This is a genomic window from Paraburkholderia sp. NMBU_R16, assembly GCF_013282575.1.
Taxonomy (GTDB): domain Bacteria; phylum Pseudomonadota; class Gammaproteobacteria; order Burkholderiales; family Burkholderiaceae; genus Trinickia.
In genome coordinates, this window is sequence record NZ_JAAAYE010000073.1 from 1 (window position 1) to 18593 (window position 18593).

Annotated in this window: 17 protein-coding genes and 3 pseudogenes; 10 read left to right on the forward strand and 10 right to left on the reverse strand. The window is 61.4% G+C overall.

What is annotated here, in order from left to right:
• Window positions 1-76: 76 nt before the first annotated feature.
• Complete coding sequence (locus tag GWC77_RS24455) at window positions 77-928, forward strand: antitoxin (protein ID WP_367949097.1); 852 nt, start codon at window positions 77-79, stop codon at window positions 926-928.
• Between the two features lie 150 nt (window positions 929-1078).
• Window positions 1079-1942 carry a DUF72 domain-containing protein gene (locus GWC77_RS24460; protein ID WP_173261191.1) on the forward strand — a complete coding sequence of 288 codons (864 nt, stop codon included), beginning with the start codon at window positions 1079-1081 and terminating at the stop codon, window positions 1940-1942.
• A gap of 62 nt (window positions 1943-2004) precedes the next feature.
• Here GWC77_RS24460 and GWC77_RS24465 read toward each other — a convergent pair whose 3' ends face one another.
• Window positions 2005-2904 carry a LysR family transcriptional regulator ArgP gene (locus GWC77_RS24465; protein ID WP_173261193.1) on the reverse strand — a complete coding sequence of 300 codons (900 nt, stop codon included), beginning with the start codon at window positions 2902-2904 and terminating at the stop codon, window positions 2005-2007.
• A gap of 99 nt (window positions 2905-3003) precedes the next feature.
• Here GWC77_RS24465 and GWC77_RS24470 point away from each other — a divergent pair, with 99 nt between their 5' ends.
• Window positions 3004-3624 carry a LysE/ArgO family amino acid transporter gene (locus tag GWC77_RS24470; RefSeq protein WP_173261195.1) on the forward strand — a complete coding sequence of 207 codons (621 nt, stop codon included), beginning with the start codon at window positions 3004-3006 and terminating at the stop codon, window positions 3622-3624.
• A gap of 119 nt (window positions 3625-3743) precedes the next feature.
• A complete protein-coding gene (locus tag GWC77_RS24475) occupies window positions 3744-3929 on the forward strand; it encodes a hypothetical protein (protein ID WP_173261196.1) in 186 nt (61 codons plus the stop codon).
• A 22-nt stretch (window positions 3930-3951) separates the two neighbouring features.
• Here GWC77_RS24475 and GWC77_RS24480 read toward each other — a convergent pair whose 3' ends face one another.
• Window positions 3952-4815, reverse strand: a complete 864-nt coding sequence (locus GWC77_RS24480; RefSeq protein ID WP_173261198.1) for a glycosyltransferase family 2 protein — start codon at window positions 4813-4815, stop codon at window positions 3952-3954.
• A gap of 152 nt (window positions 4816-4967) precedes the next feature.
• Between GWC77_RS24480 and GWC77_RS24485 the strand changes: the two genes are divergently transcribed.
• Both GWC77_RS24485 and GWC77_RS24490 read left to right on the forward strand, forming a co-directional pair.
• Window positions 4968-5978 (forward strand): cation diffusion facilitator family transporter, encoded by a 1011-nt coding sequence (locus GWC77_RS24485; protein WP_302181384.1) that lies wholly within the window; start codon window positions 4968-4970, stop codon window positions 5976-5978.
• Window positions 5979-6029: 51 nt separating this feature from the next.
• Window positions 6030-7214 (forward strand): NYN domain-containing protein, encoded by a 1185-nt coding sequence (locus tag GWC77_RS24490; RefSeq protein ID WP_173261199.1) that lies wholly within the window; start codon window positions 6030-6032, stop codon window positions 7212-7214.
• A gap of 67 nt (window positions 7215-7281) precedes the next feature.
• On the opposite strand, the gene GWC77_RS24495 is transcribed toward GWC77_RS24490, so the two are convergent.
• The 3 genes from GWC77_RS24495 to GWC77_RS24505 are packed head-to-tail and all read right to left on the reverse strand — an operon-like array spanning window position 7282 to window position 10651.
• On the reverse strand, window positions 7282-8697 hold the full coding sequence (locus tag GWC77_RS24495; protein WP_173261201.1) for a DUF2252 domain-containing protein: 1416 nt from the start codon (window positions 8695-8697) through the stop codon (window positions 7282-7284).
• Window positions 8694-9389, reverse strand: coding sequence for a glutamine cyclotransferase (locus tag GWC77_RS24500; protein ID WP_173261202.1), 696 nt, complete (start codon window positions 9387-9389; stop codon window positions 8694-8696). Before GWC77_RS24500 ends, GWC77_RS24495 begins: the two co-directional genes overlap by 4 nt.
• 38 nt (window positions 9390-9427) lie before the next feature.
• Window positions 9428-10651, reverse strand: coding sequence for a helix-turn-helix domain-containing protein (locus tag GWC77_RS24505; RefSeq protein WP_173261203.1), 1224 nt, complete (start codon window positions 10649-10651; stop codon window positions 9428-9430).
• A gap of 148 nt (window positions 10652-10799) precedes the next feature.
• Between GWC77_RS24505 and GWC77_RS24510 the strand changes: the two genes are divergently transcribed.
• The 4 genes from GWC77_RS24510 (at window position 10800) to bla (ending at window position 14298) form a co-directional block, all read left to right on the forward strand.
• Window positions 10800-11564 (forward strand): DUF899 domain-containing protein, encoded by a 765-nt coding sequence (locus tag GWC77_RS24510; RefSeq protein ID WP_173261205.1) that lies wholly within the window; start codon window positions 10800-10802, stop codon window positions 11562-11564.
• A 61-nt stretch (window positions 11565-11625) separates the two neighbouring features.
• Window positions 11626-12417 carry a DUF2182 domain-containing protein gene (locus tag GWC77_RS24515; protein WP_173261206.1) on the forward strand — a complete coding sequence of 264 codons (792 nt, stop codon included), beginning with the start codon at window positions 11626-11628 and terminating at the stop codon, window positions 12415-12417.
• Window positions 12418-12465: 48 nt separating this feature from the next.
• Window positions 12466-12783, forward strand: a complete 318-nt coding sequence (locus GWC77_RS24520) for a YnfA family protein (RefSeq protein WP_173261207.1) — start codon at window positions 12466-12468, stop codon at window positions 12781-12783.
• Between the two features lie 723 nt (window positions 12784-13506).
• The gene (gene bla, locus GWC77_RS24525; protein WP_367949098.1) at window positions 13507-14298 is read left to right on the forward strand and encodes a class A beta-lactamase; all 792 of its coding nucleotides are present in this window, start codon (window positions 13507-13509) and stop codon (window positions 14296-14298) included.
• A gap of 235 nt (window positions 14299-14533) precedes the next feature.
• Here bla and GWC77_RS24530 read toward each other — a convergent pair whose 3' ends face one another.
• From GWC77_RS24530 to GWC77_RS24550, 5 genes and pseudogenes are all read right to left on the reverse strand, one after another.
• The gene (locus GWC77_RS24530) at window positions 14534-15229 is read right to left on the reverse strand and encodes a class I SAM-dependent methyltransferase (protein ID WP_367949096.1); all 696 of its coding nucleotides are present in this window, start codon (window positions 15227-15229) and stop codon (window positions 14534-14536) included.
• A 225-nt stretch (window positions 15230-15454) separates the two neighbouring features.
• Window positions 15455-16183: an alpha/beta fold hydrolase gene (locus GWC77_RS24535; protein ID WP_173261209.1), complete on the reverse strand. Its 729-nt coding sequence runs from the start codon at window positions 16181-16183 to the stop codon at window positions 15455-15457.
• A 153-nt stretch (window positions 16184-16336) separates the two neighbouring features.
• Window positions 16337-17015, reverse strand: a pseudogene (locus tag GWC77_RS24540) (PDDEXK nuclease domain-containing protein).
• A gap of 309 nt (window positions 17016-17324) precedes the next feature.
• Window positions 17325-17844, reverse strand: a pseudogene (locus GWC77_RS24545) (tyrosine-type recombinase/integrase); the annotation flags it as partial.
• 245 nt (window positions 17845-18089) lie between these two features.
• Window positions 18090-18470: pseudogene (locus GWC77_RS24550) on the reverse strand (DapH/DapD/GlmU-related protein); the annotation flags it as partial.
• Between the last annotated feature and the right edge of the window lie 123 nt (window positions 18471-18593).

The following is an 18593-nucleotide window of genomic DNA, read 5'->3' on the forward strand; positions in this document are numbered from 1 at the left end:
GCAACATGCGCCGCGCGTCAATCAACAAACGCTTGTCAGCGTCAATCAACATCGGCATCATCAACCTCGCCGCGACATTCTCATCTTGTTTGTCGCGCGTCTCTCATCCAGATTGTCGCGCCACACAGTCTACTTGATCGGTGGTCTCACTCCGAGATATCTCGTCGCCGCCCGGCCTCCTGTGGTGCCAGCGCACGCGGGCACGCTGGATGTGGACATCGTGATCGACCTGCAAATCCTGGCCGATACCGAGGCGTATCACACGCTGGAGGACAACCTCAAGAAAATGGGCTTCGAACGCGCCGAAAACGAAGCAGGGAAGAAACTCTCGTGGCGTTGGCAGACCCGCACCGAACACGGCGCGCTGATGGTCCTGGAACTACTGGCGGACGCGCCGGATGTCGCCGGCGGCAAGGTAGAGCCCCTACCGACCGAGGGCACGATCTCGGCCCTGAACATCCCGCACTCGTCGATCGTCTTCGACCTGCATCAAGTAACCGAAATCCAAGCGGAACTGCTAGGCGGCAACGGCATCGCCACGGAGAAGATCAAGCATGCCGATCTTGTCAGCTTTACGTGCCTAAAGTCCTTTGCGTTCGACCAGCGCTTCGAGCGTAAAAACGCGCACGATCTTGTCTATTGCATCGAGCACGCGCCCGAAGGCATGGACGCCGTGGCCGAACGCTTCCGCAAAGAATCCGCCGGCCAGCATGGCGCCGTCATCGAGGCCTCGCTGGCGATCCTGCGCAGCCGCTTCGCCAACGACGGCAAGACCGAGGGCTATCGCAAGGATGGCCCCGTCTCGGTCGCCAAGTTCGAGCTAGGCGAAGGCGACGAACCCGACCAGCGCGAAACGCGGGCGTTGCGGCAGCGCCAGGTCAATGACGTGATTGAACAACTCCTTACCAGGCTCGCCGACCTTTTTTGAAAAGTCGCTCTATGAAAGGGGGAGAAGCGCACAGGGCCACCGGGGCGAATGCGGTGAACGGCCTGCTCGCGCGCCACCACGGCGCAGTTGACGGCCGACTCGGCCGACCTTGCCTAAAATGGGCTCTGGCGCCGCCTGCCGCGGCGCGGTATGCAACCCCGACCGGAGCCGATAGTGAAAGCAGCCCGACACTCGACGTCCGATATTCGCATAGGTATCGGCGGCTGGACCTACGAACCGTGGCGCGGGACCTTCTATCCGGAAGGACTCGTGCAAAAGCGCGAACTCGAATACGCGAGCCGCAAGCTGACCTCCATCGAGATCAACGGCACCTTCTACGGCGCCCAAAAGCCCGAAAGCTTCGCGAAGTGGCGCGACGAAACGCCCGACGATTTCGTCTTCGCCCTCAAAGCACCACGCTTCGCCACGCACCGCCGCGTGCTGGCCGAGGCGGGCGAATCGATCGAGCGCTTCTTTTCCAGCGGTGTCACTGAACTCGGTGCCAAGCTGGGGCCGATCAACTGGCAGTTCGCCCCCACGAAGAAATTCGATTCCGAGGACTTCGAAGCGTTTTTGCGACTGCTGCCCCATCGCGTCGACGGGCGCACTATCCGGCATGCGCTGGAAGTACGTCACGAGAGCTTCCGGGAGCCGGCGTTCATCGCGTTGGCACGCAAACACGGTGTAACTATTGTGGTGGCAGGCGACAGCAAATACCCTCAAATCGCCGCTCTCACCGCACCGTTCGTCTATGCCCGCATCATGGGAACCGAAGAGGCACATCCATTCGGGTACATGGATCGGGCGCTCGACGAATGGGCCAAACGCGTGCGCTGCTGGGCCGCGGGCGGTATGCCGCAGGGACTCGAAACCGTCGATGGCGACGAGGCATCGCCCGGCGGCAAAGGGACCCCACGTGATGTCTACCTTTACGTGATCAGCGGCTTCAAGACCCTGAATCCGGCGGCAAGCATGGCGCTCATCGAACGCGTCGGACAGCGGGCCAAACAATAGACTGGGCGCCGCCGAGCCCAGCCTCTGGGCCATTAATCGACAGGCGGTCGATTCCCGCTCAATCAATCAAGCATCGCTGCCGCGCGCTTTTTCAGTTCGGCGCCGAACTCGTCGAGCAATCCAATCGACAAGCGCCAGCTCTGCCAGTACAGATCGACGTCGAGGTGCCGGCCCGGCAACAGCTCGATCAACTGCCCCGCCGCGAGCGGCTCCGCGATCGTCTGCAGCGGACACATGCCCCAGCCCAGCCCCATCGCACACGCCCGCAAAAAGCCGCCGACGTGGGGCACCCAGTGCACGGGCGGATCGACGACCGCACGCGTGACCCGGCGCACGAACCGCGCCTGTAATGCGTCCTTCGCGTTGAACACGACGCATGGCGCGCGCCGCAGCGCATCGCGATCGACCCCGCTCGCGAAGTAGCGAGCAAAAAACTGCGGCGTGCAGACGGCCAAATAGCGCATCGTGCCGAGCCGGGTCGACCGACATCCTTGCACGGGACTCGCCTGCGTCGTGACCGCACCCTGCACGCTGCCGTCGCGGATGCGTTGCGCGGTGTGGTCCTGGTCGTCGATGACCAGATCGAGCAACGTCTCGCGCTCGACGCAAAAGGCCGCCACGGCATCGACGAACCATGTGCCGACGCTGTCGTCGTTGACCGCCACGCGCAAAGTCGGCCATGCCTGAGCGAGCGCACCACCGCCCGGCATGAGCGGCATACGCCCACTCAACTCCGCCTCCAGCAGACGCACGCGCTCGGTATGCCGGCAGAGCAGCGCCCCCGAGGGCGTAGCCACGCACGGCTGTCCGCGCTTGACGAGAATGCTGCCGATGCGCTCCTCGAGCAGCTTCACGCGCTGCGAGACCGCGGAGGGCGTGACGTTCAATTCATTTGCGGCGCGCTCGAACGAACCGTGACGGACCACGGCCGCAAGCGCGTCGAGCAAAGCATAGTCGAGCATTAGAAACGCTTAATGAGCTTAACGAAAATTAGCTTTCCTTAGCATATCGCCGAGTCGCAGACTACGCTCGTTCGCCCCAAACGTCCACCTCCATATCCCATGAATCCGACCGCTTTCTCGCATGGCGCCGTGCTGTCGGCGTCGCTGATCGTCACCATAGGCGCGCAAAATGCGTTCGTGTTGAGGCAAGGCATCATGCGCTCGCACGTCGGCAAGATCGTCGCGCTGTGCAGCCTGTCCGACTTCGTTTTGATTGCCGCCGGCGTCGGCGGCGCATCCACGCTCGCCGCGCGGTATCCGCGTTTCGTCGAATTCGTCCTGTACGCGGGGCTCGCGTATCTGGCGTGGTTCGGTATCGGCGCGCTGTCCCGGGCGTTGCGTCCCGGGCATGCGGTCATGGACGTCAAGGGCGACGGCGCCGGCCCGAAGGGGCAAAGCGCATGGGCGGCCGTGCTGACGACCCTGGCCCTCACCTGGCTGAACCCGCACGTCTATCTCGACGCGATGTTGCTCGTCGGAACGGCCGGTGCGCGCGAGCCCGAAAACGCGCGAGTGGCGTTCGCGCTCGGCGCGATGACGGCAAGCCTCATCTGGTTCGTGTCGATTGGATATGGCGCGCGGTTTCTCGCGCCGCTTTTTCGGAAAGCGTCAGCATGGCGGCTGCTCGACGGCGCAACCGGCGGCATGGTGCTGCTCGTGGCAGCCACACAGCTACGCTGACAATCGCTCTCGATCGATTGCCCTCGACGTTCCTTTCAAATCTCTTTCGATTGCAAAACGCCGGCAGTTGATATATATCTGCGCAACGGTTGACCAGCCGTCAACGTTGAGAGGCGTTCATGAAAATCAAAATTATCGGGTATTGCGCCCTGGGGGCCATTGCGCTCGCACTGTTCGTCACGATGTGTGCGATCTTGCGCGATGCAATCATCACACATGACATCAACGCGAAATCGCAGGCCGACGGCGGCATGCATGTGGCCGAAGGCGCCACCACCGTGCCGGCGCTGAGGGCGAAACCCTAGCCGCGTACCCGCGGCGGGCGGCCTAGGGCGGCGGCAGGCGGTCGGCAACGAGCCGGCTCAAATACCGGTAATCGCGCAGCAGGGCACTATGCCCCTTGCCCCAGGCGGACAAGAAGCGGAACAGGTGCAGGCCGGAAAATACCGCTTTCTTGGCGCCCCAGACGAAGCCGAGAAATTCGTACGACAGGGCGCGCAGCGGCCGGGGATTGGCGATCATCGCGTCGAAAAGATTGACGTAGATGTGCGAACTCTGGTGTTCGACGCCATAGCTGACGTGCTCGTGATCGTGCACGGCGCGCGCCGACGGCTCGAACAGAAGCTTCACGCCGCTGCTGCGCCAGAGCGCACCCATGAAGCGATCGTCCGACGTCCGAATACCCTCGTTCCACGGTTTTGCAAGCGCCAGTTTACGGGCATAGATGAAAAAGGCGCCGATCAGAAAATCGGGCGACTCCCCCGGTCTTGCCGCTCGACCATACCCGATCGCGCGCATCACCACGGGCTCGCTCCAATCCTCGCCCCAGCAAACGCTACCCGCGACGACGCGGTGGCCGGACTGCGCCTCATAGGTTTCGAACAGACGGCGAATGGCTTGCGGCTCGACGCAAATATCGTCATCGACATTGACGATCAGATCGGTATCGGCCGAGCGCGCGCAAAAATTGCGTGCGGCGGCAACGTTCTTGCCGTCGTGAAAGCGCAGTTTGACGAAATCGTGACCGGCGCACACATCGACGACTTTCTTTTGCAGTTCGCGGTCCGGCGTCGAATCGCAGACGAAGACATCGAAAGGCAATTGCTCGCGCGCCACGGCCAGGGCCTGGAGGCAGCGCTGCAGCTTTTCCGGACGATTGCGTGTGGGAATTACCACGCTGACGGACGTCATGACTTTCTCCGTGGTCATTGAGGCGGTGGGAAAACCGCTCGTCGCCGTCACCTTACTCGTACGAAAAAAGACAAAAAATCAAAAAACGCCCAACAACCCGGCTGGCATGGCGGTGGGACGGGCATCGCTATAATGGCGCATTGCAATTTCCAATGAGCACCGCTTCGATGGCGCACGACGAACACGATCACGGCCACGACGGCAAGCACGATCACGCGCATACGGGGCACGGGCATGCCGGCCACAGCCACGCCGGCCATCACCATGCGTATGGCGCCGAGGACCAGCGCCGCATTGCCTGGGCCTTCGTCACGATTGCGGTGTTCATGGTCGTGGAGGTCGTCGGCGGTCTGCTCTCGGGCTCCCTGGCCCTTTTGGCTGACGCCGGTCATATGGTCAGCGACGCGGCTGCGCTCGGCTTCAGTTGGGTCGCGATCCACTACGGCAGGCGGCCGGCCACAGCGGAACTCTCGTATGGCTACAAGCGCCTCGAAATTCTCGCGGCTTTCGTCAACGGCTGCGCGCTTTTCGTGATCGCGGCCTGGATCGTGATCGAGGCCATCCGGCGATTCGCAGCGCCCGTACCCGTGGCCGGCAAGACCATGCTGATCGTGGCGACAGCCGGGCTCGCCGCCAATGCAGTGGCGTTCCTCGTCCTGCATGGCGGCAACCGCGAAAACCTCAATATGCGCGGCGCCTGGCTGCACGTGCTCGGCGATATGCTCGGCTCGGCAGCAGCCATTGTCGCGGCGATCGTGATCTTGCTCACCGGGTGGTCGCCGATCGATCCGATCTTGTCGATCTTCGTCGCGGTGATCATCCTCAAGAGCGCGTGGGAGATCGTCAAATCCTCGGCGCATATCCTGCTCGAAGGCGCGCCGGATAGCCTCAGTCTCGCGGAGATCAAAGCCGATCTCGAAGAAAACGTTCCGGAGGTGGACAATGCGCATCATATTCACGCCTGGTCGATCACCGGCGAACGACATCTCGTGACGCTGCATGTTCACCCCACGGCCGGCGTGCCCGCGCATGATGTCGTCGTCGCCGTGCAGCGGCGGCTCGCTGTACGGTTCGATATCGCGCACGCGACGATTCAGGTGGAAGAGCGGGCGTGCGCCGATTCGCACGAAGCCCACGATCATGACTCGCACGATTGCCACTAGCTAGCCCACCATTCATGGCACCGACGCCGGGCACCGGCGGGAGAATAACCAATGGCCTCACCCCATGACAGCGTCAGCATGGCGCTTTTTTGCGACTTCGAAAACGTTGCGCTTGGCGTTCGCGATACGAAGTACGAAAAGTTCGACATCAAGCCCGTTCTCGAACGCTTGCTATTGAAGGGAAGCATCGTCGTCAAGAAGGCCTACTGCGATTGGGACCGCTACAAAGGCTTCAAGGCAGCCATGCATGAAGCCAGTTTCGAATTGATCGAAATTCCGCACGTGCGCCAATCGGGCAAGAATTCGGCGGATATCAGGCTGGTGGTCGACGCCCTCGACCTTTGCTACACGAAGTCGCACGTGGATACGTTCGTCATCATCAGCGGCGACTCCGATTTCTCCCCGCTGGTCTCGAAGCTGCGCGAGAACGACAAGAAGGTGATCGGCGTCGGGGTAAAAAATTCGACGTCGGACCTGCTCGTCGCGAACTGCGACGAATTCATCTTCTACGACGATCTCGTGCGCGAGCAGCAACGTACCATCGCAAAGCAAGAGGCGCGCGCCGCACTCCCGGCCGCGAAGCGTTCGGCCGACGATGACAAGCAGACCAAAGACGAGACGATGGATACGCGCAAGGCCCAGGCCATCGCGTTGGCCGTCGAAACGTTCGACGCCCTCGTCTCCGAAAGAGGAGACAGTGGAAAGATCTGGGCATCGGTACTCAAAAGCGCAATCAAACGGCGCAAGCCCGATTTCAGCGAGTCGTACTACGGCTTTCGCGCCTTCGGCAATCTGCTCGAAGAAGCGCAATCGCGCGGTTTGCTCGAAGTGGGTCGCGACGATAAATCCGGCGCGTTCGTCTATCGAAGCTCGCCCGCCGCGGCGCCGCAGCCGGAGGTAGGCCGCGCCGCCACTGCGGAGCCCGCTGCAATGGAAGCGCCGATGCACGCGGAGGCAACGGCTGCCGCGCAGACGGAGCAGCCCTCTCGCGCACCGCGACGGGGGCGTAAAAAGGCCGCGGCGAGGGAAGCGGAGACAGCGGTGGCCAGTGTACCCAGCAACGAAACCGTGGAACTGCCACGCTCGCAGGAGGAAGCGGCGGCTGACATTGCACCCGAAAAAGCAACGAGATCCGCAAAAGCGCCTAAGGCCGCAAAAACCGCGAAAGCGCCACGTCAATCGACGCCGCGGGCCAAGCGTTCGCGCAAGGCAGCCGAGCCGGCCAGCGAGGAGTGAAACGGGAGCGGCGAATCCGCACCCGCCTGACTCTACTCAGCCGAACCTATGCGGGCTGCGCCCCGGCTTACTCGCGAATCGCCGCAACCCGCCCCGCCTTGACAGCCGCTTTCAGCGTCGACCAGTCGGCCTCGTTGCGCTCGGCATAGGCCAGTGCGAACGTTTCGATGGCCGCATCGAAAGCGTCCGACTTGCCGAGATAGCCGCACATTCGCGCGGGATCGCCGGCTTTCGCCATTGCATGTGCCAACGCCGTACCGCACGAAACCGCATACGCGGCAAGATCCTCGACGTCGAAGCTCGCGAAATCGAATGCGCCCTTCATATCGCGCAACTGCCTGACGTAGAAATCGCTGCCCGTGTGATGCATCTTGGACCAGCCGAGAAAGATATCGCTCGCCGACTGCAGCAGCCGCTGACCGTTGACTACGCGCTGGCCGTGATTCGCGTATTGGCTGCGCGGGAGATAGTTCTCCAGGACGGAAGTCCGAGCCTCCTTCAACTGCAGAAAGAGCGGGCATTCCCCGTCGGCCATGAAAAGCGCCTCGTAGCAACGCGTTCCAACTGAACCCACTCCGACGACGCGGATCGCCACATCGATCAGTTGATATCGATCGAACAGCGCGCGTCGTTCGTCGGAAAGCGTCAACCGAAAATCAGCGAAAAAACGCCTGATCATGTCGTCGTACTGACGACGCTCGCGCTGGGTCGAGAGTGGCACGTGATAGACGAGCGGAGGATTTTCCTTGATCCGGTATTTGCCGTCGACCTGCACGGCCGCATGATTGAGGACGGCGCGTGAGGATTGCAGCCTCGCCTTGTCGACGACCGCCGCCTCCTTTTTTCTTTCCCCGGCGGAATCGGCAATGTCGAGCATGGACGCCGCGCTGAACTGGTAGTACCAGAGATCGAGCACATCCATCTTGCTGAATTCGGCCATACGCTGCCGGAACGTCTCGCTGAGCCGCCGTACGAGCTTGCGCTGATCGCTCGCCGCGAATCCGCGCTCGCGCGCGGCGATCGCGAACGACGCGGCCAGCCTGCGCACATCCCAGTCGAAGGGCCCCGGCAGCGTTTCGTCGAAGTCATTGGGCCCGAAAAGGATCCGCCGCTCCGGGCTCGCGAAGAGCCCGAAGTTGGCCAGATGGGCGTCGCCGCACAGCTGCACGATTATGTCGGTACGCGGCAAGGCGGCAAGATCGAATGCCATCAGCGCCGCCGCCCCGCGATAAAACGCGAATGGATTCGCGACCATACGCCCGTAGCGGATCGGTATCAGTTCCGGGACGCGGCCCACGTTCGACGCCTCGAGCAGCGCAATCGGGTCGCGCTTTTCCAGTTTGCAGATGGCGAGCCGCGCGCGCGGCACCTTCTTTCGCGCGGCCCGACCCAACTCTATTCGCGCGGCGAGCGAACCGCGCCCCGCAAAGAGGTCGGACAGATCCGGCTGCGCCGCCGGCAATACGCCGCTCGTATCGTTCATCGAGGGTTCGCCGGATCGCTGGCCGCCATCGAGGTGCTCGCCGCGGGTTCGGACGGCGCTGCGCGTCCGGGCCGCCGGACAGCCCGCACTTTTCCGCTATTGCCGCCACCGCAAAAAAACTGCTCGCGGCCATCGGATTCGAGCCCCGATACGCCCGTACCGGCCGGCATCTCGAGGCTGCACAGCACTTCGCCCGTGCGCGGGTCGATCTGCCGGATCTCGCTCTCGTCGTCCTCCCAGGTAGCGTGCCAGAGTTCGCCCTCCACCCAGGTCACGCCCGTTACGAATCGATTCGATTCGATGGTTCGGCGTACTGCGCCTGTCTCGGGATCGAGTTCGTCGATCTTCTTCTCGCGGTATCGCCCCACCCAGAGCGATCCCTCGGCCCAAGCGAGCCCCGATACGCCATCGCCGGGCGCCGGTATCGTCGCGATCACGCGGCCTTGCTCGAGATCGAGCTTCTGAATGACGTTTCCGGCGATCTGATACAGGTACCGCCCGTCGAACGCCGTTCCCGCGCGTGCGGGCACTTCAATCGAGCGCAGTACGGCACCGCTTGCGGGGTCCAACGCATTGACTTTGTCGCCCGATGCGAACCAGACCTGCCCGCCGTCATAGGTAACGCCGGCTACCTGGTCGACGCCTTCGAAAGGCCCGTACTCGCGGATGATTTCTGCAGTGAATCGGTTCATGGCGCCATCCTCATCCTAATCGTCAAGAAACCGCCATCCTAATGGTTCAGAAACGGAGCGGGGAGTAACAACGGTGTCGCGGATCCCACTACCGGCGCGCTCCAGCGGCGCGCCGGCCCGCGGCCCAACGAGCGCACCTTGCCGAGATCTGCGAGCGATTCGAGCGTGCGCTGCACATTGCGCTGGCTCTCGCCAAGCGCCAGCGCGAGCGCGGAACTCGACCAGGATTCCCCATCGGCAAGCAGTGCCAGCAACGCGGCATGCTTCTCATCGGATGGATGATCGAGCAGCGCTACCTCGGCCGCACCGGACGGCACCAAGACGAACCCACGCCGCGTCGCACGAATGTCGGCCATCGAACCGAGCATCGTGCGCAAGCGGCCGATCTCCACGCGCAATCGCACACGATACGATTCGTCCGCTGCTTTGACGCGAAATGCCTGCGCGATGAGCGTACTCCTCGGCACATCTTCAGGCCACGCTTGCGCGAGCAGGCGGACAAGAACGAACAATACGGGGCGCGTCGCGAGCGATATCGTTCGAGGGCCGATGCGCACGAGACGGCGGCAGGCATCCACGACGAGCGTTGCCGCATCAGGTGCGAGCAGCGCTTCGATCTCGTCGAGCGAGACGAGCCGCGCTTCGCCGCGCGCGATCAAACGACCGGCCGGCTCGTTCACGATGCGCGTTGCGGTTTCGATCTCCGCTATCAATGCAGGAATGCGCGCTTGCCGCGCCGCCTGGTCGGCGCGCGCCAGCGCCGCGCGAGCCGTCGCTGCCTGAAGACGCCGCATCGCGATGCCAGCCGCAACGAGTTCGTGAGCCGCTGTTAGGGCAGGCGGTAACGATAGGTGAACGAGTTCGGCAAGCGCGCGCTGAGCATCGTCGAGCTTACCGATGAGCAGTAATCGCCGCGCCTCCAGATACCCCGCATGGGCCGCGTTGACATGATCGCCGTGGGCCTCGAGCGTGGCGCGTGCGGCGGTGAGCGTTTTCGCGGACCAGCTCAATTCCCGCGCGGCCAAGGCAATTTCCGCTTCGGCGATTTCGCATCGCGCACGCGCCACGGCTTCGTTCGGCCCAAACGCGCGGGCCGCCTTGCGCATCAATGTCTTTGCGCGAACGAAGTCGCCGAGCTGTGCCATCGCGATGCCGCGAAGCGCCAGTGCGTGCGCATCGTCGCGCAACGCAACGCGATTCAATGCGCCGAGCGGATCACCGCAAGCCAGTGCCCGGGCCGCGGCCGTAATCAGTGCGTCCATCGGAATCCCGCCACACTTGTCACTCCCACCGGTTCGGTTCGTGGTCCTAATCTATCACACAGATATCGAGCAGCCCGTCGCATCGCGCAGCGGCGCTGACCGACTCACCACCATGCAGTTCAACTGCAGGACCAGATAGGAGAAGATCATGACCGGACATATCACAGCCACGCGTGACGAGTGGCTCGCGGCACGGCTCGAATTGCTCAAAGCCGAGAAGGAGTTGACGCGGCGCAGCGACGAACTGGCGCAACAACGGCAGTCGCTGCCGTGGGTAAAGATCGAAAAGGATTACCGTTTCGATACCGATGCCGGCCCAGCTTCGCTGACCGATCTCTTTCAAGGCCGTTCCCAACTTCTCGTCTACCACTTCATGTTCGGGCCCGACTACAAGGCCGGGTGCCCTTCCTGCTCGATGATTGCGGATGGGTTCAACGGCTTCGCTGTTCATTTGGCTCAGCATGATGTCATGCTCACGGCCGTGTCACGCGCTCCTCTGGAAAAATTGCAGGCCTATAAAAAGCGCATGGGATGGACGTTTCCGTGGGCATCGTCGAGCGACAGCGATTTCAACTTCGACTTCAATGTTTCGTTCACGGAGCAACAGCAGCGCGAAGGCACCATCGAATACAACTATGAACGCGGCGGCCATGCGATGGATATGACGCCTGCGCCCGAGCCCGTTGCTCAGTTCGCCAAGACGTGCGGAACGGATGCACCGACCTATGCGCGCGATCGGCCTGGCTTGAGTGCGTTCGTAGTCGAAGATGGAATTGTCTATCACACCTATACGACCTACGCGCGTGGGCTCGATGCGCTTTGGGGCGCCTATCAATGGCTCGATCGCGCGCCGCTCGGTCGGAATGAAACGGGCATCTGGTGGAGCCGTCACGACGAATATGAGCGCGCCTGATCGTTGGCGATGGGCAACACTGTACAGGGCACCGCACTCATAACTGACGAAGGAGGTCGACATGTCTTCCGTACGTGCTTCGCATGCCGCGCTATTCGGTGCGGCCGCACTGCTGTTTGCGGCGAGCGCGGTGATGACGGTTATGTGGTCGCTGTCGATGTCGTCCATGGGCGAGATGCCGATGCCGCGCGGTTGGTCGATGTCGATGACGTGGATGCCGACGTGTGGTGAGACGTGGCTCGGCGCCGCCGCGTCGTTCGTCGGGATGTGGACGGTGATGATGGTGGCGATGATGCTGCCATCGCTCGGGCCGATGTTGATGCGGTATCGCGAGGCCATCGGCGCGGCGAGCGAAACGCGCCTCGCTTTGCACTCGGCGCTGTTCGCATCGGGCTACTTCCTGGTATGGGCCGCGTGTGGGCTCGGCATCTTTATCATGGGCGCCGCTCTGACTTCGGCCGAGATGCGGTTGCCGGCGCTCGCGCACGGCGCTCCGTTCGCTATCGGAGCCGTCGTCCTGATTGCGGGCGCGACACAATTCACCACCTGGAAAACACGTCAGCTCGCCTGCTGCCGAACGGCGCCGGGCTCCGGCGGGGCGATATGTCGCAACACCGATGCACCATTGCGTCACGGCATACACTTCGGCTGGCGCTGTGTGCATTGCTGCGCCGGACTCACCGCCACGCTCGTTGTCATAGGTGTCATGGACCTGCGGGCCATGTTGCTCGTCACCGCTGCTGTCACCGCCGAGCGCGTCGCGCCAGGCGGTCCGCGCATAGCGCGGGTGACCGGTGCGATACTTGTTGCCGTGGGCTCAATGCTCATCGCCCGGGCCGCACATCGCATCTAAGCCCGTTGTGCGGTAGCATCCCCGCATTTTTCGCTTCGTCATCGAACAATGCGGACCTTCGGGCTATACGTCGCGACAGCGATCGCTGAAATCATCGGCTGCTATTTGCCATACCTGTGGCTCAAGCAGGGAAAAAGCGTGGCGCTCCTCATACCCGCCGCGCTGTCGCTGGCGATTTTCGCGTGGCTGCTGACGCTGCATCCAAGCGCCGCGGGCCGCGTCTATGCCGCCTATGGCGGAGTCTACATCTCGGTCGCGTTGATCTGGCTCTGGCTCGTCGATGGAATGCGTCCCACGGCCTGGGACTTGGCCGGCGTGGCATTCTCGCTACTCGGAATGGCGATCATCGCATTTCAACCGCGCTGATCTTGTTGCTTGCAGGACAAATCCCACTTTGTCTCCGCGCCGCGATGAACGGGTCGGGGACGCCGGCAGCTGCGCTGCGACATGGCCTGAATCTTGGCTTACGTTGAAGCGATTGCTGTATCGGCCTTACATCGCTCTTGCTCGCGGTCGGAGGCATGGATCTTTGCGCGTTTTCAACGTCGCCATCACGGCGGAGAGGTTCGCACCGGCAGGCGAGCGCGTCGCCTGCGGGATCAGGGCGGCGCTTCTTTTGGCGGGAGTTTTCTCATTGCGCGGGCGGGTGGGCGCTTCGCGTTTGTCGAATAAGGACGTCCTGTTTACGGTGACGGACTTCGGTAGTGAACCCATAACTGCCAACGTGCCCGCGCCAAACTGAATGGCCGCCTGCGACCCACAAGAGACAGTGGGCTTTCTCGACAGCGGACATTTGGCCGCTAAGGCAACCATCGCTAAGAAGTTGGACATCGCCTAGATGCCCCACATTGCGCAGCGCCGCTCCCCTCGCTAGGCGACGGGAAGCCAGAAGAAATTCTTTTGGCTCCCCTTTTATATCGTCGTTTGACGGGCTGCAGCCAAGCCGCCATAGTGGCGCCATCCGAAGGAGATGGAATGAAACGACGGACCTTTGCCAAAGCAGCGCTGAGTGCTGCGATAGGTACCAGCGCGTCTCGGGTGCTAGGCGCAGTTGGTGCAAACCCCTCGTGTGAACCGGCTGGAACATGCGTGAAAAGACGGCGGCTCGCCAACATTGAGGCAGAGTCAGGTGGTCGCTTGGGCTTCTTCGCCGTTGATACAGGTTCCGGACGAACGCTTGCCTATCGCGCTGATGAGCGGTTCCTCATGTGCAGCACCTTCAAAGGAATCCTAGCAGCACAGATTTTTGCGCGCGTCGATCGGGGCGAAGAACGGCTCGACCGTCAAATTGCCTATACGCAAAAAGATTTGATTTTCACCTCTCCTGTGACTCAGGCGAACGTTGCTCGCGGTGCGATGTCGATCGATGACCTCTGCCGAGCCATACTGGAAGAAAGCGACAACACCGCTGCCGTGCTACTGATGAGGAGCGCGGGGGGGCCCGAAGCCCTTACAGCATTCGTTCGCCGATTGGGGGATACCGTAACCCGCTCAGACCGGTATGAGCCGCAGACAAACAGCTATAGCGGCTTGCTTGATACAACATCACCACGGGCTATCGTGACCCTAGCGAAGACGCTTCTGCTTGGCAATGCTCTCACCGCGGAATCGCGCGCCCGACTCGAACGGGGAATGATCAATTGCAAGCCAGGTCGCAGCCGTATTCGCGCGGTATTACCTCAAAGCTGGAGCTGTGCGGACCGACCGGGAACCAGTGTTGGAGGGGAAACAAACGATTACGCACTTGTGCGGCCAATCGGGCGACATCCATTGATCGTTGCGGCCTACTATGATGCGCCAAGCCTTGCGATGGCGGAACGCGAGTCAGTTTTGCGAAAGGCGGGCGAAGCCTTTACGCAGTGGGCCATGGAGGTGGCGTGAACGACGCATCGAAGGCGCTCGGAATATCCGCCTATTTTTTTCCGCGTCGCCGCAGGATGGAGGTCTGTTCGCCCGCTCCGCGATGCATCGTAACGTCAGCTCCTGACATCAGGCGATCGTTGACGATCTTGGTGGCGAGATCGAACGTCGCTTCTTGGCCGACTAGCGTCCGAAGTAGAGGGCAAATCCACGCGCGCTCGCTAAGCCTCCTTGTCCCGAGGTTCGACCGAAGCTACTAACCCCGCGCGCGTTCTTTGACGAATGCCAATCGGCTCCACTTCACACCCGCACGCCGATTTCCACGTTGAACGGATTCGGTCTGGACATTCAGCACACTTCGCAAGCCATGAGCACTTGCGAGCTGGATGGTCTCTTCCGCTGAAACATCGAACATCCGTCGTCCCTCCGGAACCGCTCCGTGCCGTAAGAACATGACCAGCACGGAGCCGTCGCACATGAGAGCGCTGACGTTCGGTATCGCCCGACGACGCTCGTCTTCGTCAAGGTGCATCCAGACGGCCGACAGCATCACGAAGTCAAATTCTTTTTGCCTCGTACGCAAGATTGCGAGATCCGGCAGGCTATCGTCCAGCCATTCGATCCGGAGCGACGAATGCTGCCTGACTCCCGCGACGCGCAGGGCGTCCACCGGTTCGACGGCGACAACAGAATGCCCCAGCGCTGCGAATGCGGCCGCATCGGTTCCGATACCGGCTCCAACATCGAGAATACAAGACGGGAACGTGGGAACGAGATGCAGGATGCACTCATGGTGTTCCTGAAACGAGATGTCTTGCCATTGCTCGATGAGGTACTGGGCATTCTCCGCGTAGCCTTCCGTGCCTCGTACACTGATGGACATCACCGCCCTCCTATACCGGTGTTTCGCGAAGTTTGCCAGATTGCCGGCATTACAGTGCGGTCGACCCAATGTCCGGAACTGGGCTGGCGAGTGCCAGGCGACCCAGCGCGGCGATCACCGCACGGACGGCCCCTCATGCAAGGGGCAAAAAGCGACCCTGAGCGGGCGTTCGGCTTTCTCGAAAGTGACCCTCGAGGCCAATCGAAAACGTCATGCGATTGACGATAAAGTTTGCGCCAACGGCCGAACGAGCGAAATAGGCCAGTGCTAGCGCCACGTACTGACGATCATTTATCAGGCCAAGAACCGCTCGATGGCTGATGCGAATTCGACGTGGTTGTCGAGCATCATCAGATGGCCGCTGTTGGCAATCGTGTAATCTCCAGCGCATTTTTTCAGTGCCCAGTCTGGTACGTTCCAGCCTCCGCGGGAGTGCTCACCGGAAAGCAAGTACACCGGATGCCGATCGAAGACCTCTTCGAGCAATCTTAGATAATCATCGTTTCCCGTTGTCGAGACGACGGATTGACCCATCGCACGCAGAGTGGATGCCGGCTGATGCGCAAGCCATCGGGCGGCAATGCCGCCAATATTGGAAGCAGGTGCGGTAACGGAGCTGCTGATCCAGGCTAACGGGTCAGCACGAAACTCTTCCAGCATGGCGTCTGCCGCGGTCTGGCTCATCCGTCCTACCGATGCGGACCAAAACGCATCGCCTAACGTGAAATTGCCCTCGACATTGACGATCCTGCGGACGTACTCAGGGTAGGTCCGAGCGAACAACATAGCGATCGCACCGCCAACGGAATGGCCCACCAGGTCAACTGGTCTGCCGCCGAATTGGGCGTCCACGAACGCTCGCAGATGCTCGACTTGGCCGGGCAGAGATATGGCATCGACCGGAACGGCTTGGTGCTCGCCGTAGCCAAGCAGATCGGGGGCGGTATGCGACAACTCGAAGCCGATAACGTCGAGCGTACCGATGAAGCCATGAACGAAAACGACGGGGGAAACGTTGCGCATGCTTAATGGGAGCTGTTTATAGTCATTCGGCCGGCTCTTGATGCGACCAGTAGCGAGCCGTTGCACTAATTGTCAACGGTTTTGATCACCGCGTCGAATGTCGGTTCTTGGCCGGTCAGAGACCGTTGTCGATATTCGATAACGGGGCGCCCATTATGGCGACTCCCCCTTATCGTCTAGCCGAGCACGTGCTGCCGCGATCGATTGGTGCAGCTTCGCCTGCAGCGTCTCCCGTGGCGGCAGCACGGTCAAATACTCGGCGACGTGGATGCCGCTTTTGCCAAGTTCAAGCAATTCGATCTGTTCGTGCTTTTTCCCCGCGCATAGGATGATGCCGATCGGCGGCGCTTCATCCGGCTCCTGCTCGTGCTTTGCGAGCCAGCGCAAGTACAGCTCCATCTGACTCTTATACTCGGCCTTGAAGGACCCGAGCTTCAGTTCGATGGCGACAAGACGCTTGAGCTTGCGGTTGTAAAACAATAGATCCAGATAGAAATCATCGTCATCGATCGGTAGGCGCTTCTGGCGAGCGACGAATGTGAAGCCCGCGCCGAGCTCTAGTAGGAACTGTTCCATCTCGCGCAGGATCGCATCTTCGAGGTCACGCTCCAGATAGTGATCGTTGAGTCCGAGAAAGCCGCGCGAGAGTAGGGAGAATCTGCTGTCCATAGCCGGCGCGCTCGCCTCGCAGCACGTCATCCCGAATGCGGCGACCAACCTGCCAGTAGAGCAATGTTAATTCCGCGTTAACGGCCGCCGCCGCGCGGGTGCGCGCCGTATCAATCATGCGGCGGATGTCAGTCAATAGCGATGCTGGCACTAATTTGGTCATCTTGTCGGGAGTTCAGGAATCGGCGGCGGGCGTCGCGCTGACAGGGGCCACGTTACCGGAATCTCGGCATCGGCGGAACCCAGACGGGCGCACCTCGGATTCTCTCCGCGCCGCGGAGAGAATTTGCCCCTCCGCGAACTCCACGGTTTCGCGAACAACGGACCCAGATAAAGCTTTTGAGGCCGACAAGCACGACTCACTAAGACCGCTAGGCGAGGGAAGCGGCCATCTGAACGCCCCCAAAGACGGTGCGGGCCAATGGCTGCTTCCTGGCCGGCACGCGACCGCTCGCCGGCCGCCGCGCCAACAAACCTCGGTTTGTTCCGCCATCTCAAGGGCATCGTCGACCTCAATCCCGAGATAGCGAACCGTGCTTTCCAGCTTCGTATGTCCGAGCAGCAACTGCACCGCCCGAAGGTTTTTCGTCCGCCGGTAGATCAGCGAAGCCTTTGTGCGGCGCATCGTATGGGTGCCGTACGCGGTATCGTCGAGGCCAATCGATGCGATCCAGCGGTGAACCAGCCGGGCATGTTGCCGCGTCGACAGATGCGATGACGTATGCATCCGGCTCGGGAACAGAAAATCCGCCGCCTTCAATCCTCGCGCTTCGATCCAGGCTTCGAGGCTTTCGCGGGTTTGTGATCTCAAATTGCACCGGCCTCTAGGTCTTCTGCTGCATGACGGTCGCTCTGGACGCCACATGGCTTCCGTGACGGACATCTTGGACCTGCAACCGCGTAAGATCACACGCTCGCAGCTTGCTATTAATTGCGAGATTGAACATTGCGAGCTCACGAACGATCGACGCCATCTGAAGTCTGGTCCTGATCGCTCAGATTTCCCGGAGCTTTAACGGCTGCTTCTGTCCGGTGAGCTTGCCCTTGTTCCATGGCGCACGATGAGCAACGACGACATTCTCGAATTCCATGACAGTCTCCTTTCAAGCGAAGGGAGATTGAGTGCGCGCCCTTTCAGGCGGGCGCTATCCGACCCACAGGCGACATTCGACTTTCTCAGGAGCGGACCTTCATAGCCAGGCTTCTGGCGATCAGCCGTCCCCTTGCAGATGTTCCCTTATTCAACAATCGAACGGATAAACCTCGCCGGATTTCCACCGACAAGAGTATTCGGCGGGACATCTTTGGTGACGACGGACCCTGCGGCGACAACTGAGTTCTCGCCTACAGTTACACCACCGACAATGGTCGCGCCGGCTGCGATCCAGACGTTTCTCTCAATCACGATGGGCTTTGCGATTACGCCGTGATGTCGCTGGGAAGGTTCGATGGGATGGCCGGATGTGATGATGCTTACGTTCGGCCCAACCATCACATCGTCGGCAATGTCCAGTCCGCCAAGGTCATAGAAAGTGCAATTCTGATTTACGAAGACATTGCGCCCGATACTGATATCGACCCCTCCTGTTGTGTAGAACGGTGGTATCAGTAAAAAGCCTCTTTTGAATTCCGAGTGGGTGATGTTAGCGGGTCAAGGGCGGGCGTAAGCCCGGCGCAGCGAACCCTTGAGGCGCTCTGAATCGACAAGCTGAGGTATGGCTGGTTGCGGCAGAATGCGGCA

Coding starts and splice junctions, on each gene's coding strand:
- GWC77_RS24465 (WP_173261193.1), bottom strand. CDS start 2,904: ATGCTCGACTATGCTTTGCTCGACGCGCTTGCGGCCGTGGTCCGTCAC.
- GWC77_RS24490 (WP_173261199.1), top strand. CDS start 6,030: ATGGCCTCACCCCATGACAGCGTCAGCATGGCGCTTTTTTGCGACTTC.
- GWC77_RS24480 (WP_173261198.1), bottom strand. CDS start 4,815: ATGACGTCCGTCAGCGTGGTAATTCCCACACGCAATCGTCCGGAAAAG.
- GWC77_RS24460 (WP_173261191.1), top strand. CDS start 1,079: ATGCAACCCCGACCGGAGCCGATAGTGAAAGCAGCCCGACACTCGACG.
- GWC77_RS24475 (WP_173261196.1), top strand. CDS start 3,744: ATGAAAATCAAAATTATCGGGTATTGCGCCCTGGGGGCCATTGCGCTC.
- GWC77_RS24485 (WP_302181384.1), top strand. CDS start 4,968: ATGAGCACCGCTTCGATGGCGCACGACGAACACGATCACGGCCACGAC.
- GWC77_RS24535 (WP_173261209.1), bottom strand. CDS start 16,183: ATGCGCAACGTTTCCCCCGTCGTTTTCGTTCATGGCTTCATCGGTACG.
- GWC77_RS24470 (WP_173261195.1), top strand. CDS start 3,004: ATGAATCCGACCGCTTTCTCGCATGGCGCCGTGCTGTCGGCGTCGCTG.
- GWC77_RS24520 (WP_173261207.1), top strand. CDS start 12,466: ATGCGGACCTTCGGGCTATACGTCGCGACAGCGATCGCTGAAATCATC.
- GWC77_RS24495 (WP_173261201.1), bottom strand. CDS start 8,697: ATGAACGATACGAGCGGCGTATTGCCGGCGGCGCAGCCGGATCTGTCC.
- GWC77_RS24500 (WP_173261202.1), bottom strand. CDS start 9,389: ATGAACCGATTCACTGCAGAAATCATCCGCGAGTACGGGCCTTTCGAA.
- GWC77_RS24505 (WP_173261203.1), bottom strand. CDS start 10,651: ATGGACGCACTGATTACGGCCGCGGCCCGGGCACTGGCTTGCGGTGAT.
- GWC77_RS24515 (WP_173261206.1), top strand. CDS start 11,626: ATGTCTTCCGTACGTGCTTCGCATGCCGCGCTATTCGGTGCGGCCGCA.
- GWC77_RS24510 (WP_173261205.1), top strand. CDS start 10,800: ATGACCGGACATATCACAGCCACGCGTGACGAGTGGCTCGCGGCACGG.